General features: G+C 70.9%; 10 protein-coding genes. 5 read left to right on the top strand and 5 right to left on the bottom strand.

The features are described from left to right. Positions 1–55: 55 nt before the first annotated feature. Together AC1RN0_RS06740 and mutS are read right to left on the bottom strand one after the other, a co-directional pair. Positions 56–2,884 carry a [protein-PII] uridylyltransferase gene (locus AC1RN0_RS06740; RefSeq protein WP_492786664.1) on the bottom strand — a complete coding sequence of 943 codons (2,829 nt, stop codon included), beginning with the start codon at positions 2,882–2,884 and terminating at the stop codon, positions 56–58. A gap of 57 nt (positions 2,885–2,941) precedes the next feature. Further along, entirely contained in the window at positions 2,942–5,629 is a 2,688-nt protein-coding gene (gene mutS, locus AC1RN0_RS06735) for a DNA mismatch repair protein MutS (protein ID WP_492786663.1), read from the bottom strand. Between the two features lie 108 nt (positions 5,630–5,737). Between mutS and AC1RN0_RS06730 the strand changes: the two genes are divergently transcribed. Beyond that, on the top strand, positions 5,738–6,232 hold the full coding sequence (locus AC1RN0_RS06730) for an energy transducer TonB (protein WP_492786662.1): 495 nt from the start codon (positions 5,738–5,740) through the stop codon (positions 6,230–6,232). On the opposite strand, the gene dnaJ is transcribed toward AC1RN0_RS06730, so the two are convergent. Together dnaJ and dnaK are read right to left on the bottom strand one after the other, a co-directional pair. Beyond that, positions 6,229–7,389, bottom strand: a complete 1,161-nt coding sequence (dnaJ, locus tag AC1RN0_RS06725) for a molecular chaperone DnaJ (RefSeq protein WP_492786661.1) — start codon at positions 7,387–7,389, stop codon at positions 6,229–6,231. The genes AC1RN0_RS06730 and dnaJ overlap by 4 nt on opposite strands. Positions 7,390–7,564: 175 nt before the next feature. Next, positions 7,565–9,466 carry a molecular chaperone DnaK gene (dnaK, locus tag AC1RN0_RS06720; protein ID WP_492786660.1) on the bottom strand — a complete coding sequence of 634 codons (1,902 nt, stop codon included), beginning with the start codon at positions 9,464–9,466 and terminating at the stop codon, positions 7,565–7,567. A 301-nt stretch (positions 9,467–9,767) separates the two neighbouring features. Between dnaK and AC1RN0_RS06715 the strand changes: the two genes are divergently transcribed. Then, positions 9,768–10,121: a hypothetical protein gene (locus AC1RN0_RS06715; protein WP_492786659.1), complete on the top strand. Its 354-nt coding sequence runs from the start codon at positions 9,768–9,770 to the stop codon at positions 10,119–10,121. Between the two features lie 88 nt (positions 10,122–10,209). Here the strand turns inward: AC1RN0_RS06715 and AC1RN0_RS06710 are convergent, their stop codons facing one another. Beyond that, positions 10,210–12,804 carry a M1 family metallopeptidase gene (locus AC1RN0_RS06710; RefSeq protein WP_492786658.1) on the bottom strand — a complete coding sequence of 865 codons (2,595 nt, stop codon included), beginning with the start codon at positions 12,802–12,804 and terminating at the stop codon, positions 10,210–10,212. Positions 12,805–12,861: 57 nt separating this feature from the next. Between AC1RN0_RS06710 and AC1RN0_RS06705 the strand changes: the two genes are divergently transcribed. The 3 genes from AC1RN0_RS06705 (at position 12,862) to AC1RN0_RS06695 (ending at position 15,180) form a co-directional block, all read left to right on the top strand. Further along, positions 12,862–13,473, top strand: coding sequence for an alpha-ketoglutarate-dependent dioxygenase AlkB (locus tag AC1RN0_RS06705; protein WP_492786657.1), 612 nt, complete (start codon positions 12,862–12,864; stop codon positions 13,471–13,473). Beyond that, positions 13,470–14,222, top strand: a complete 753-nt coding sequence (locus AC1RN0_RS06700; RefSeq protein WP_492786656.1) for an alpha/beta hydrolase — start codon at positions 13,470–13,472, stop codon at positions 14,220–14,222. Before AC1RN0_RS06705 ends, AC1RN0_RS06700 begins: the two co-directional genes overlap by 4 nt. Positions 14,223–14,292: 70 nt before the next feature. Continuing rightward, the gene (locus AC1RN0_RS06695; protein ID WP_492786655.1) at positions 14,293–15,180 is read left to right on the top strand and encodes a dienelactone hydrolase family protein; all 888 of its coding nucleotides are present in this window, start codon (positions 14,293–14,295) and stop codon (positions 15,178–15,180) included. Positions 15,181–15,271 lie beyond the last annotated feature (91 nt).

The raw sequence follows: 15,271 nt of genomic DNA, 5'->3' as shown, positions 1-15,271 counted from the left end.
AACGCCACAATTTCAACACCGGAAATCCTCCCCGCGATAGGGGGAGGACGGGCGCCTAGCGTCCGATGCTGGCCCGCGCCCGTTCCAGCCTGGGCCGGCCGCGCGGGGCCTGGCCGGACTCCTCGGCCTCGAGCACCTCCATCAGGGCGGTCTTGAGGGCGGCGGCCCGCTTGGGGTCGGTCAGCTTTCCGCCGCCGGGGGTCTGGACATAGAAGGCGTCGGTGGCCCGTTCGCCGTAGCCGTCGATGTGGGCCGAGGTGATCGACAGGCCGGCGTCGGCCACCGCCCGGGCCAGCGCCTCCAGCAGGCCGGGCCGGTCGCGGCCGGAGGCCTCGACCACGGTCGATTCCGCCGAGGCCTCGTTGTCGAGCATCACCGTCGGCGAGATGGAGAAGGCCGCCGAACGGCCGGTTTCGCCGCTCTTGCGCGCCTCGAAGTTGGGGGCCTCGCCACGGCCGGCGGCTTCCAGGCTGTCGGCCAGCCGGCGCAGGATGCGCGGGTTGTCGGCCCCGATCGGCGCGCCGGTGACGTCCTGGACATGGAACACATCGAGCGCCTGGCCCTGTCCGGAGGTGAACACCCGCGCCCCGACCACGTTGCCGCCCAGCCCCGAAAGGGCCAGCGCCAGGTCGGCGAACAGGCCGCGCCGGTCCTTGGCGGCGACCACGATCTCGGCGGTGTTGCGGTCGGGCCGGATGCGGGCGTCGGCGGCCGCGCCGCCCTGCAGCGCCGCGCGCCGGGCGAGCGCCGCGTGGCTGGCCAGTTCGGCGGGGGTGAAGGCGGTGAAATAGGCGTCCTCCATCGACCCGGCCCAGCCCTTGGCGGCGGGGTCGGCCTCGATCAGGGCGGCGCGGGCGGCCGCGGCGACCGACTCCTGGTGGCGCCGCGCGCTGGCGGCGGGATCGCTGCCCCGGCCACCGCGGAAGGTGGCCTCCGTCGCGGCGTAGAGCTCTCGCATCAGCTGCCCCTTCCAGCCGTTCCAGACGCCGGGGCCCACGGCGCGGATGTCGGCCACGGTCAGGACCAGCAGCAGGCGCAGGCGCTCGGGGTTCTCGACGATGCTGGCGAAGGCCGCGACGGTCGCCGGGTCGGTCACGTCGCGCTTCTGGGCGAAGTCGCTCATCACCAGGTGATGCTCGACCAGCCAGGCGATCAGTTCGATCTTGGAGCGCTCCAGCCCCAGCCGTTCGCAGGCCGAGCGCGCGGCGCGGGCCCCGGCCTTCTCCTGGCCGCCGGCCCCGCCCTTGCCGGTGTCGTGCAGCAGCATGGCGAGGAACAGGCTCTCGCGGTCGTCGATCAGCGGCATGATCGACACGGCCAGCGGATGGTCCTGCGCCAGCCGTCCCTCGGCGATGTCGGCGATGATCCCGACCGCCTTCAGGGTGTGCTCGTCGACCGTGTACGAGTGGTACATGTTGAACTGCATCTGGGCGACGATCCGGCCGAACTCCGGCACGAAGCGGCCCAGCACGCCGGACTCGTTCATCAGCATCAGGGTGCGGTAGGTCCGCTTGCCGCGCGCCAGGATGTCGAGGAAGGCCTTCGCCGCCTCGGGGTCGCGCCGGGTCTTCACCGTGATCAGCGGCAGGCAGCGGGTCACTGCCGTGAAGGCGTCCGGATGCAGGTCGAGGTCGCGCTGGTCGGCCAGACGGAAGATGCGGATCAGGTCGACCGGGTCGCGTTCGAACACCTGCGGGCCGTCGATGTTCAGGCGGCCGCCCTCCTCGTGGAAGCCGGCCACGTCGAGCGGCTTGCGCTTGGGAGCCGACCGGCCGGGCAGGAACCGCGACAGGCCCTTCGGGTGGGCCTTGAGGTGCTCGGTCTCGAGCTTGGCCGAGAAGGTGCGGGTCAGGGCCCCGACCTCGCGGGCGATCAGGAAGTAGCGGCGCATGAAGCGCTCGACGGCGGGGTTGTCGGCGCGGTCGCCGAAACCCATCCGCCGGGCGATTTCCGGCTGCAGGTCGAAGGTCAGCCGCTCCTCGGGACGGCCGGTGGCGAAGTGCAGGTGCGCCCGCACCGCATGCAGGAAGTCGAACGCCCGCACGAAGGCGGCCACCTCGCGGCGGTCGAAATAGCCGAGGGCGAAGACCTCCTCGGGCTTGTCGACCGGGTGCAGGTATTCGGCGATCCACATCAGGGTGTGCAGGTCGCGCAGGCCGCCCTTGCCCTCTTTCACATTGGGCTCGACCATGTAGCGGCTGTTGTCGGCGCGGTTGTGGCGGTCGTCGCGCTCCTTGAGCTTGGCCGCGACGAACTCGGCGCCGGTGCCGCGGATCACGTCGTTGCGGAAGCGCTTCTTCAGGTCCTCGGCGAGGGACTCGTCGCCGGTCAGGCGCCGGGCTTCGAGGATCGAGGTGCGGATGGTGAAGTCCTCTTTCGAGAGCCGCACGCATTCCTCGACCGTGCGCGAGGCGTGGCCGACCTTGAAGCCCAGATCCCACAGCGCATAGAGCATGAACTCGATGACGCTCTCGGCGTGGGCCGTCTGCTTGTAGGGCCGCAGGAACAGGAGATCGAGGTCGCTGTAGGGCGACAGCACGCCCCGGCCGTAGCCGCCCACCGCCATGACGCACAGCCGCTCGCCCTCGGTCGGGTTGCGGGCGCGGAACATGTGCACGGTGGTGAAGTCGTAGAGGGCGGTGACCACCTCGTCGGTGACGCCGCACAGCAGCCTGGCCGTCTCGACCCCGCCGGCGCCGTTCTCCAGCCGCTCCTTGGCGATCATCCGGCCGCGGAACAGGGCGGCCTTGAGGATCTCCAGCGCCAGCCGCCGCTGCTCGGCCTCGTTGCCCAGGGCGTCATGGGCGGCGGCGGTGAGGCGCGCGCGCAGGGCGACGCCGTCAACGACATGTTCGAGGCGGGTGGGGCGAAGTCGGGTGGCCATGGTTCATATGTGCGCTGCAACACGAGGCCGCGCAACGGGTCGCCCCGATGACTCGGCCTAGAGCATGCCTTTTAGGCGATAGAGCGCTTCCATTGCCTCGCGCGGACTCATGCCGTCGGGCTCCATGCCCTTGAGGGCCTCTTCCACCGGGCTGGGACCATGCTTGACCGGGGTCGGGGCGACCGAGGCGAACAGGGGCAGACCCTCGAGTCTGGCGGGGGACTCCGCCTCGCTTTCGAGCCGTTCCAGCACCTCGCGGGCGCGGGCGACGACGGCCGGCGGCACGCCGGCCAGCTTGGCCACCTGGACGCCGTAGCTGCGGTCGGCGTGGCCGGGGCCGGCCTCATGCAGGAAGACCAGGTCGCCGTTCCACTCCTTGGCCCGCATGGACAGGTTGGACACGTAGCTCAGCCGGTCCTCGAGCGCCGCCAGCTCGTGATAGTGGGTCGCGAACAGCGCGCGGGACCTGTTCACGCCGTGCAGGGCCTCGGCGCAGGCCCAGGCGATGGCCAGGCCGTCCCAGGTGGCCGTGCCGCGGCCGATCTCGTCGAGGATGACGAAGCTGCGCGGCGTGGCCTGCGTCAGGATGGCGGCCGTCTCGACCATCTCGGCCATGAAGGTCGAGCGGCCGCGGGCCAGGTCGTCGCCCGCGCCGACGCGGCTGAACAGCCGGTCCACGACGCCCATCTTCAGCGACGTCGCCGGCACGAAGCAGCCGGCCTGGGCCATCACCGCCAGCAGGGCGTTCTGGCGCAGGAAGGTCGACTTGCCGGCCATGTTCGGGCCGGTGACGATCGACAGCCGGGCGCCCGTCTCGCCCGAGCCGTCGAGACAGCAGTCGTTGGGCGTGAACGGCTCGCCGGCGCGTTTGACGGCGGCCTCGACCACCGGGTGGCGGCCGCCCTTCGCGTCGAAGCCGAAGCCCTTGTCGACGACCGGGCGGACGGCCTGCTGGTCCTCGGCCCATTCGGCCAGGGCGGCGTCGACATCGAGGGTCGCCAGGGCCCGGGCGGCGGCCTGCAGCGGCGCGGCCAGGGCGCAGGCGGCTTCGCGCCAGGCCTCGAAGGTCGCCACCTCGATGGCCAGGGCCCGCTCGCCGGCCTGGGCGATGCGCGCGTCCAGGTCGGCCAGCTCGACGGTGGTGAACCGCACCTGGTTGGCCAGGGTCTGGCGGTGGATAAAGGTCGCGTTGTGCGGCGGCTGGAACAGTGGATCGGCCTTGCCGGCCGTGGTCTCGACGAAGTAGCCGAGCACCGCGTTGTGGCGGATCTTCAGCGGCACGCCGCTGTCGGCGGCCAGCCGGCTTTCGAGGGCGATGATCACCCGGCGGCTGTCGTCGCGCAGGGCGCGGGCCTGGTCGAGTTCGGGGCGGACGCCCTCGGCGACGAAGCCGCCGTCGCGGGCCTGGGCCGGCAGGTCGGGGCCGAGGCCCGTCTCCAGCTGGGCCAGCAGGCCAGACAGGTCAGCCGAGAGGGACGGATTGACGGCCGCCAGCGCCATCTCGATCTCGAACGGCGGGGCGGTCAGGCTGTCGCCCGCGTCCACGACCAGGCCCGACAGGGCTTCGCCGGTCTTGAGGCCGTCGCGCAGCACGCCGAGGTCGCGCGGGCCGCCGCGGCCGAGCGCCAGTCGCGACAGGGCGCGGGCCAGGTCGCCCGAGCGCTTGAGCGCGTCGCGCAGTCGCTCGCGCAGCTGACGCCGTTCGAGCAGCCACTGGATGGCGTCCAGCCGGGCGTCGATGGCGGCGGGGTCCAGCAGCGGCCGCGCCAGCCGCGCGGCCAGCAGGCGCGAGCCGGCGGCGGTGACGCAGCGGTCGATGCTGCCCAGCAGCGAGCCCTCGCGCTGGCCGCCCGTGGTGCGTTCGATCTCGAGGCTGGCGCGGGTGGCCGGGTCGATGGCCATGACGTCGGCCTCGCCCGCGCGGCGCGGCGGCGACAGGGCCGGCAGCTTGCCGGCCTGGGTCATTTCCAGATGGGCCGCGATCAGGCCGAGCGCCGAGATCTCCGCGCCTGCCAGGCCGCCGAAGCCGTCGAGGGTGTCGACGCCGTAGAGCCGCTTGAGCCGCGCCTCGGACGCGGCCGGCTCGGCCAGGGCCTGGGCCACCGGCTGGACCAGGCCGCCGGCGCCCTTGAGCGCCAGGTTGACCGTCTCGTCGGCGAACAGGCGGTCGGGGACGAGAATCTCCGACGGCTGCAGCGCCGCCAGCGCGGCGGACAGGCCGGACGGCGCGATCAGCAGGCTCTCGACCTCGCCGGTCGACAGCTCGACGCTGGCCACGGCCGCCTGGCCGCCGCGCAGGGCGATGGCCGCCAGCCGGTTGGCGCCGCGGGCGTCGAGCAGGCCGTCCTCGGTCAGGGTGCCCGGGGTGACGATGCGCACGACGTCGCGGTGGACGATGGCCTTGGAGCCGCGCTTGCGGGCCTCGGCCGGGTTTTCCATCTGCTCGCAGACGGCGACCTTGAAGCCCGCGCGGATCAGCTTGGCCAGATAGGCCTCGGCGGCGTGCACCGGCACCCCGGCCATGGGGATCGGCTGGCCGTTGTGCGTGCCGCGGAAGGTCTGGGCGATGCCGAGCGCCGCCGCCGCCTTGATCGCGTCGTCGAAGAACAGTTCGTAGAAGTCGCCCATGCGGAAAAAGACCAGCGCGTCGGGCTGGCGCGACTTGGCCTCGAAGTACTGGGCCATCACGGGCGTGGCGCCGGCGGCGTCGGGCGCGGACTGTCCGGGGGGAAGCGGGGCGTTCATCGCCGGCGACCCTAGCGGGGTTCGCGGGGGGCGTTAAGGGTTTCGCGGCCCGGACGGTTTGCGCGCGTCCGGGAGATGTGAAAACGTCTCCGGCAAGGGGGCGTTGTCATGATGAAGGTCTTGCCGGTCGCGGGCGCGGCCCTGCTGCTGATCGCCGCCGCGCCGGTCCTGGCGCCGGGCACGGAGGCCGATCGCGATCCGGGTTGGCTGGTCAAGCCCGACGGCGGGATGGTGGCGCGCTTCTATCCCGAAAGGGCCCAGCGGATGGAGGTCGAGGGCCGCGCCGCCCTCGTCTGCACGGTGGCGCTCGACACCCGGCTCCACGACTGCCGGGTGCAGTCGGAATCCCCCACGGGCTACGGCTTCGGTGACGCCGCGCTGAAGATGGCCGACGAGATGCGCATGGCGCCGGCGATCCGCAACGGCGTGCCGGTCAAGGCCGTGGTGCGCGTGCCGCTGGCGTTCGTCATGCCGCAGCCGGAGCCGCCTCCGGCGCCGGCGACCCTGTTCGGTCTCGCCGCCGGCAGCCTGCTGATCGCCCTGCTGGCGCTGGGCGGACTGATCGGCGTCTACCGCGCGGTCGGCCGGGGCCGCGACCTCTAGGCCTTGCCCGAGACCGCGCCCCAGAACTTGCTCGCCTTGCCCATGAAGCCGGCGGCCTTGGGGTGCTGCTGCTCGCCGCAGGTCTCGGCCAGCTCGCGCATCAGCTCCTTCTGCCGGGGGCTGAGGTGGGTCGGGGTCTCGACGAACATCTCGACCAGCAAGTCGCCGCGCTCGCGGCCGCGCAGGGACGGCATGCCGCGGCCCTTCAGGCGCATGGTGCGGCCCGTCTGGGTGCCTTCCGGCACCTTGACCGGGATGCGGCATTCGCCGTCGCAGTCGTCGCCGCCGGTCAGGCAGGGGGCCTCGATCTCCCCGCCAAGGGCGGCGACGCACATCGGCACCGGCACCGTGCAGAGCAGGTCCAGGCCATCGCGCTCGAACAGGTCGTGCGGGGCCACCGAGAGGAAGATGTAGAGGTCGCCGCGCGGGCCGCCGCGCTGACCCGCGTCGCCTTCACCGGCGAGGCGGATGCGGGCGCCGTCATCGACGCCGGCGGGGATGCGGACCTGCAGGGTGCGGTCGCGGCGCACCTGGCCGTGGCCGTTGCAGCTCTTGCACGGGTCGAGGATCAGTTTGCCCGAGCCGCCGCAGCGGGGGCAGGTGCGTTCGATGGCGAAGAAGCCCTGGGTCGCGCGGACCCGGCCGGCGCCGCCGCAGCTGCCGCAGACGGTGGGAGCCGTGCCCGGCTTGGCGCCCGAGCCCTCGCAGGTTTCGCAAGTGATCGAGGCGGGCACGGTGATCTCGACCTCCGAGCCGGCGTAGGCCTGCTCAAGGGTGATCTCCAGATCGTAGCGCAGGTCCTGGCCGCGGGCCGGGCCGTTGTTCTGACGCCGGCGGCCGCCGCCGAACATCTCGCCGAACGCGTCGCCGAACACCTCGTTGAAGATGTCGTGCACGTCGCCGAAGCCCGCGCCCTGACCGCCGCCGCCCGCCGCGCCGTTGACGCCGGCGTGGCCGAAACGGTCATAGGCCGCGCGCTTCTGCGGGTCGGAGAGGACCGAATAGGCCTCGTTGATTTCCTTGAAGCGGGCCTCGGAGTCCTCGCAACCGCCGTTGCGGTCGGGATGGTGCTCCATCGCCTGCTTGCGGAAGGCGCTCTTCAGCGCGGCCTCGTCGGCTCCGCGCTGGACACCCAGAATTTCGTAATAGTCACGCATCAGCCGGCATCACCGAAAAACCGAGCATTCCCTGAGGTGGGCGATCGCCCGCCCGACTGCAAGCCTGAGACCAGACGAGTCGGGCGGGACTTTCTCGCGTTCGCGAAGGCGGCGGCGACGTTCCCCGAGGCGGGTTTCACCACGGGAGAGGGCGTCGCCGCCATGAGGCGCGATGTCACGCCGACTTCTTGTCGTCGCCGTCGACTTCCTCGAACTCGGCGTCGACCACGCCGTCGTCCTTGGGGGCTTCGCCGGCGTCGCCGCCCGCTTCGCCCTGGGCCTTGTACATGGCCTCGCCGAGCTTCATCGCCGCGTCCTTGAGCGCTTCGCTCTTGGCCGCGATGGCGTCGGCGTCGCCGCTGTCGAGCACGCCCTTGAGGTCCTCAAGCGCCGACTCGATGGCGCTGCGCACCTCGGGGCCGGCCTTGTCGCCGTGCTCGGCCAGCATCTTCTCGGTCGAGTGGATCGCCGTGTCGGCCTGGTTGCGGGCTTCGACCGTGGCCTTGCGCTTCTCGTCCTCGGCGCGGTTGGCCTCGGCTTCGCGAACCATCTTCTCGATGTCCGCGTCCGACAGGCCGCCGTTGGCCTGGATGCGGATCGACTGTTCCTTGTTGGTCGCCTTGTCCTTGGCCGTGACGTGCACGATGCCGTTGGCGTCGATGTCGAAGATGACCTCGATCTGCGGCATGCCGCGCGGCGCCGGCGGGATGCCGACCAGGTCGAACTGGCCCAGCATCTTGTTGTCGTGCGCCATCGGACGCTCGCCCTGGAAGACCCGGATCGTCACGGCCGACTGGTTGTCGTCGGCGGTCGAGAAGGTCTGGCTCTTCTTGGTCGGGATCGTGGTGTTGCGCTCGATCAGCGGGGTGAACACGCCGCCCAGCGTCTCGATGCCCAGCGTCAGCGGGGTGACGTCCAGCAGCAGCACGTCCTTGACGTCGCCCTGCAGCACGCCGGCCTGGACCGCGGCGCCCAGCGCCACGACCTCGTCCGGGTTCACGCCCTGGTGGGGTTCACGGCCGAAGAAGCTCTTCACCGCGTCGACCACCTTGGGCATGCGGGTCATACCGCCGACCAGGATGACTTCGTCGATGTCGCCCTTCTTGATGCCGGCGTCCTTCAGCGCCTGCTCGCAGGGGCCGATCGTCTTGGCGATCAGGTCCTCGACCAGGCCTTCCAGCTTGGCGCGCGACAGCTTGATGTTGAGGTGCAGCGGCCCGTTGGCGTTCATGCTGATGAAGGGCAGGTTGACCTCGTACTGCGTGGTCGTCGACAGCTCCTTCTTGGCCTTTTCGGCCTCTTCCTTCAGGCGCTGCAGGGCCAGCTTGTCCTTGCGAAGGTCGGTGCTGGTTTCCTTCTTGAACTCGTCGGCCAGGAAGTCGACGATCCGCAGGTCGAAGTCCTCGCCGCCGAGGAAGGTGTCGCCGTTGGTGGCCTTCACCTCGAACACGCCGTCGCCGATCTCGAGGATCGAGACGTCGAAGGTGCCGCCGCCGAGGTCATAGACCGCGATCTTCTTGCCGTCGTTCTTGTCCAGGCCGTAGGCCAGGGCCGCCGCGGTCGGCTCGTTGATGATGCGCAGGACTTCCAGGCCGGCGATGCGGCCGGCGTCCTTGGTCGCCTGACGCTGGGCGTCGTTGAAGTAGGCCGGAACGGTGATGACCGCCTTGGTGACCTTCTCGCCCAGGTGACGCTCGGCGTCTTCCTTGAGCTTCATCAGGATGAAGGCCGAGACTTCCTGCGGGCTGTAGTCCTTGCCGTGGGCGCGGACATAGGCGTCGCCGGCGCCGCCCTTGACGATCTCGTAGGGCACCATGCCCTTGTCCTTGTCGACCACCGGGTCACTGTACGAGCGGCCGATCAGGCGCTTGATGGCGAACAGGGTGTTGGTCGGGTTGGTCACCGCCTGGCGCTTGGCCGGCTGGCCGACCAGCTTCTCGCCGTCCTCGAGGAAGGCGACGACGGACGGCGTGGTGCGGGCGCCTTCCGCGTTCTCGAGCACCTTGGGCGTCTTGCCATCCATGATGGCCACGCAGGAATTGGTCGTTCCCAGGTCGATGCCGATAATCTTGCTCATAGGTCTCTCTAGCTCCCTGACAGGCGGACGGCGGTGACGAGGGCCTTCGAGAAGCACCCCAGTTTTTCTCTTCCGTCCCCGGTTGGATCTTTCTGGACTGAAAATGGAAGGCTTTCCGCTCAGGGAAAGCCGTTGTTCAGACCGCCATATGGGAAGCAGGGCGCCTGCTGCAAGAGCAAAACCCCGATCAAATCGGGGGCTTTTTCGCGGCTGTGCGGACGCCCCCCATTTGGGGCATGGCGGGACCCCTGAAATGTGGCCTTTTCACGGCTGTTCGAGGGGCGCTTTTCAGGAGGGAAAAATGGTCACCCTGTCTAACCGGCTCAAGGCCGGCTTCGCACTCGCCGTCATGGTGGCGGCCACCGCGTTCACGCCCGGCATGGCTTCGGCCGAAGACCGCCGCGTGCGCATCATCAACGAGACGCGGCACATCATCGTGCGCTTCTACGCGTCCAACGTGAACGCCACGTCGTGGGAGGAAGACATCCTCGGCCAGAGCGTGCTGAAGCCCGGCGCCTCGGTCACGATCAACATCGACGACGGCTCGGGCTACTGCCTGTTCGACTTCAAGGCCGTGTTCGACGACGGCGACTCCCTGGTCCGCCAGCGCGTCGACGTCTGCAAGATTTCGTCCTACCGCTACACCGAAGACTGACGCCGCAAGGCGACGGGACCCGGGGGGGATTCCGACGGGCGGGGCCGGCGAAAGCCGCCCCGCCCGCTGTCTTTCCGGCCCGCGCGGTCTAGCCGCGCCCCTGAACCCATTTGCTGATCTCGCCCAGCCGCTCACGCCGCACCTTCGCGCGATAGACGGCCGCCGACAGCGACGCCTTGAGCCGCTGGGGAACCTCGCCGTCGGCCCGGGCCATGTCGAGCGCCTCGCCGGCGATCGTCTCGTCGGCCCAGGCCAGGGTGATGCGCGGCAGCATGTCGACCATCGATCCAGGCGCCAGCAGGGCGTCGGCGCGGGCCTTGTTGGCCTTCAGATAGGTCCAGGTCATGGCCGGGAAGTTGCCCGACGGCCCGCGCAGGACGTTCTGGCGCAGGGTGGTCGGCGGTTCGACGCTCAGCGCCAGGTCCAGCGTGCGCCGGGCCAGGGCCTTGTCCCGGGTTTCGCCGAGCACGCCGTACAGCTGCTGCTTCTCGAGCGCGTTGGTCGAGGTCAGGGCCATCTGGTGAAGCTGCTCCCAGGTGGCCGCGTCGGCCTGCATGGCCGCCACGATCAGGGCCGGCTCGCGGATGGCCGCGGGCAGGGCTGACGCATCGGCGCCCATCCGGGCGAAACGGGCGCGGGCCTCGGCGACCACGGCCGGGTCGTCGAAGCGCCCGAGCGCCTCTATCAGTTTGGCCCGCAGCAGCACCGCCGTGGCCGGCTCGTTCGGGACCGGCGCCCAGCCGATACGCGTCCAGGCCGGCGCCAGCAGGGCGCGGGCGCGGGCGCGGAAGGCCGCCTGGCCGCCGTCGCCGTCGTACAGGCGGTCGATCTGGCCCAGCACGTCGACCACGTGCATCCAGACGACCGGGTCGCTGTCGGCCGGCAGGCTGGCGGCGAGATCCAGCCAGCGGCCGACCGGCGCCACGCCTTCCTGGCCGAAGGCCCAGTAGTCATACAGCAGGCCCAGCTGGTCGACCGGCGCGAGGCGGGCGAAATCCGCCCTCAGCGCGGCGAAGGCCCTGTCGTCGTAAAGGGTGCGGAAGTAACCGGCCTGACCGACGTTCACCAGCAGCGGCGCCCCGGCCGGGCCGTTCAGGCGGACCGAATGGTTCATCGACACCAGACCGCGCCAGTCCGTCTTCAGGCCGGGCCAGCTCGCCGCCACCGGCGTCGACCAGACCAGCGGCTCGCGGGACGGCGCGTCGACGCCGAACCGCCGCTGGCTGATGCGCCGCGCCGAACCCAGGCTGGTGACCTTGATCAGCGGCACGCCCGGCTGGGTGGTGAAATCGCGCGCAATGCGCCGGATCGGCTGGCCCGACGCGGTCTCCACCGCCGCCCACAGGTCGTCGCTGACCGTGTTGCCGTAGGCGTGCTTCTTCATGTAGGCGCGCAGGGCGTCGCGGAAGTGGTCCTCGCCGACCCAGGCCTCGATCATGGCGATGACCGCCTGGCCCTTCTGGTAGCTGATGGTGTCGAACGCGGTGTCGCGGGCGTCGGCCACCGGCTGGACCACCGGATGGGTGGCGACGCGGGCATCGAGGTTCATCGCGCCGTCGCGGCTGTCCATGTCCTGCAGCTGAGTTGACCATTCGGGATGGAAATGAGCCGTCGCCTTGGACTCCATCCAGGAGGCGAAGCCCTCGTTGAGCCAGATGTCGTCCCACCAGGCCATGGTCACCAGATCGCCGAACCACTGGTGGGCCATCTCGTGGCCGATGGTGGTGTAGGCGTTCTGCCGGTCGGCGGCGCTGGACACGCGGGCGTCCACCAGCACGGCCTTTTCGAAGTAGAGGATCGCCCCCCAGTTCTCCATCGCCGAGAAGCCCGAGGCGCCGCCCGGAATGGCCACCAGGTCCAGCTTGGGCAGCGGATAGGGCGTGCCGAAATAGGCGTCGTAGTACGGCAGCAGCTGCTCGGCCGCGTCGAGGGCGAAGCCCGCTTCGCCGGTCGAGCCGCGCTTGACCACCACCCCGATGTCGACGTTTCCGACCTTGCGGCTGACGCGCTCGAAATCGCCGACCGCCAGGAACAGCAGATAGGAGCTCATCTTCGGCGAGACGGCGAAGGTGGTGCGGGTCAGGCCGCCGTCCAGCGGCGTCGCCGTCTCGACCGGCATGTTGGAGACGACCATGTCGGCCGCCGGCGCCTCGACCGTCAGCTTGAAGGTCGCCTTCAGGGCCGGCTCGTCCCACATCGGCGCGAACCGGCGGGCGTCCGGGGATTCGAACTGGGTCGCCAGCAGGCGTTTGCCGCCCTGGGCGGTGTCGTAGTCGATGGCGAACAGGCCGAAGGCCTGCTGGTTGATTTTACCGCGGTAGTCGATGGCCAGACGGTGCGGACCGGCGGTCAGCGGCGTGGCGAAGGTCAGGGTCGCGGTCTGGGCCTTGTCGTCATAGGCCACCTTCGGCGAGGCCGCCGCCCCGTCCAGCCTGACCGCGCCGAAGGTCAGGTCGGCGGCGTTGACGGTCACCGTCGCCGTCGGCCGGACCACCTGGACGTCGGCGCCGACCGAGCCGCTGAAGGCCAGGCTGGCCGCGTCCGGCCGGACGGTGATGTCGTAGTGGACGGGCGTGATGTCCGTCGGCAGCACATGGCGGGCCGGCGCGGCCTGCTCTCCGCAGCCCGCAAGCAACACCAGCGTCGTCGCCACGCCGAGGGCCGTTCCGATCCGATAAAACACGCGAACTCTCCCCATCCGGTCGGCGGCGACGTTAGACTGTGCCGTGCGGAGCCGATCATGAAGGATTTGTCAGGTTTCACCCTGCTGCCCGGGCGACTGGACGCGGCCGAACAGGCGGCGCTGGTCCAGGCGGTGCTGGCGGCGGCGGCCGAGGCGCCGTTCCATCACCAGGTCACCCCGGGCGGCAAGGCGATGAGCGTGGCCATGACCGGCCTGGGGCCGCTCAGCTGGGTGACCGACGGCGCCGGCTATCGCTACGAGGCGGTCAACCCGCGCACCGGCCGGCCCTGGCCGCCGATGCCGGTGGTGCTGCAGGATCTCTGGGCGGCGCTGGCCGACCCCGCCGTTCCCGCCGACGCCTGCCTGGTCAATCTCTATCGCGAGGGGGCGAAGATGGGTCTCCACCGCGACCAGGACGAAGCCGACTTCGCCTTTCCGGTCCTGTCAGTGTCGCTCGGTGATACGGCGATCTTCCGCATCGGAGGGCTGAAGCGCACCGACCCGACCCGCTCGGTGCGACTGGCTTCCGGCGATGTCTGCCTGCTGGCCGGAGAGGCCCGGCTGGCGTTTCACGGCGTCGACCGGATCCTGTCCGGGTCGTCCCGGCTGGTCCCCGGCGGCGGCCGGATCAACCTGACCCTGCGCCGGGCCGCGGCGGCGCCGCGATGAGCGCCGGAGCGCGACTGACGCGGCGGGCCGGACTGGCCGGCGTCCTGGCGCTGGCCGCGACGGGTCCCGTCCGGGCGCGCGAGGCAGGCGATGACGGGCGTCTGACCGCCCGGCCGGCCGTTCCCGGCGCCTGGACCCTGCCGCCCGGCCTGCACAAGGCCGGCCTCGACCCCGACCGCGACGCCCTGCTGTATCTGTCGTCAACCCTCGACCGCGACCGCCCGGCGCCGCTGCTGGTGGCGTTTCACGGGGCCTCGCACGGGGCGGCCGACGCCCTCGGCCAGTTCCGGGCCGAGGCCAGCCGGCGGGGCGTCGTCCTGCTGGCGATCCCGTCGCGCGGCGTGACCTGGGCGATGGAGGGCGGCGCGGTGGGCCCCGACGCGGCCTTCGTCGACCGCGCCCTGGCCTGGGCGTTCGCCGCCTGCCGTATCGATCCGGCGCGCATCGCCGTCGCAGGCTTTTCCGACGGGGCCGCCTGGGCCGTCTCCCTGGGCGTGCAGAATGGCGACCTGTTCAGTGACGTGCTGGCCTTCTCGGTGACGCGGTATCACGTCCGCACGCCGGTCGGCCGGCCCCGGATGTTCTTCTGGCATGGCCGCGACGACATGGGCACGCCGCTGGCCTGGGGCGAGTCGACAGCGGAGATCTTTCGCCGGGCCGGCTATGACGTCGAATTCCACAGTTTTCCCGGCGGCCACTGGCTGACGCCGGACGCGGTGAGGGCGGGGCTGAAGCGATTTCTGTCCTGACTGGCGGGCGCTTCCCTCGCCCGCCGCTCCGGGGCTAGGGTGACGGCAACGATACGAGGGAACACCGCCCATGCTGAAGCTGACCCGCCCCGAGGGCCCGGAGCCGCGCGATTTCGATATCTCGCGCCGCGCCCTGCCGGCCCTGTTCTTCGCCGGCTACGCCGCCGCCGCCGTGTCGGCCCGGGCCGAACCGATCCACACCGACGCCGAGGGCCTGATCGCCGAGACGGTGATGATCCCGGCCGGCGATCGCGACATCCCCGCCTACATCGCCCGCCCCGACGCGCGCGGAAAGCGGCCGACGGTGCTGGTGGTGTCGGAGGTGTTCGGCATCCACGAGTATATCCGCGACATCTGCCGGCGGCTGGCGAAGCTCGGGTACGTGGCCATCGCGCCCGACCTGTTCGTGCGCCACGGCGACCCGGCCCCGCTGGTCGACTTCACCCTGATCCGAAATATCGTCGGCGCCGCCACCGACGCCGAGGTGATGAACGACATCGAGGCCACGAGCGGCTGGCTGTCGCGGCAGGGCTTCGTCAACCGGAAGAAGATGGCCATCACCGGCTACTGCTGGGGCGGGGCGCAGGTCTGGCTGGCCTGCGAGCGGTTCCGCGACTTCCGCTGCGGCGTGGCCTGGTACGGCCGGCTGTCGCGTCCGGCGGCGGGACAGTTCCTCGGCGAGCCCGAGCGGGAGTGGCCGCTGGAGCTGGCCGGCTACCTCAAGGCGCCGGTGCTGGGGCTCTACGGCGGCAAGGACCAGGGCATCCCGGTCACCGACATCGAGGCGATGCGCGCCAAGCTGAAGGAATACGGCAAGACCGGCTGCGACCTGATCGTCTATCCGGACGCCCAGCACGGCTTCCACGCCGACTACCGCGCCAGCTACGACCCGAAGGCCGCCCAGGACGGCTGGCGGCGAATGATCGACTTCTTCCACGAGAACGGCGTGGAGCCGTAACGTCCATCGCCGTCATGGCCTGGCAAGTCCGGGCCATCCAGGCGTGACGGGTCACAAGAAAGGGCGCGACCGATCGGCCGCGCCCTTTTCT

The organism is Caulobacter sp. GW821-FHT12F03 (assembly GCF_058806855.1).
The sequence above is the reverse complement of the archived record's forward strand: the minus strand, read 5'-3'. Positions and strand labels throughout refer to the sequence as shown.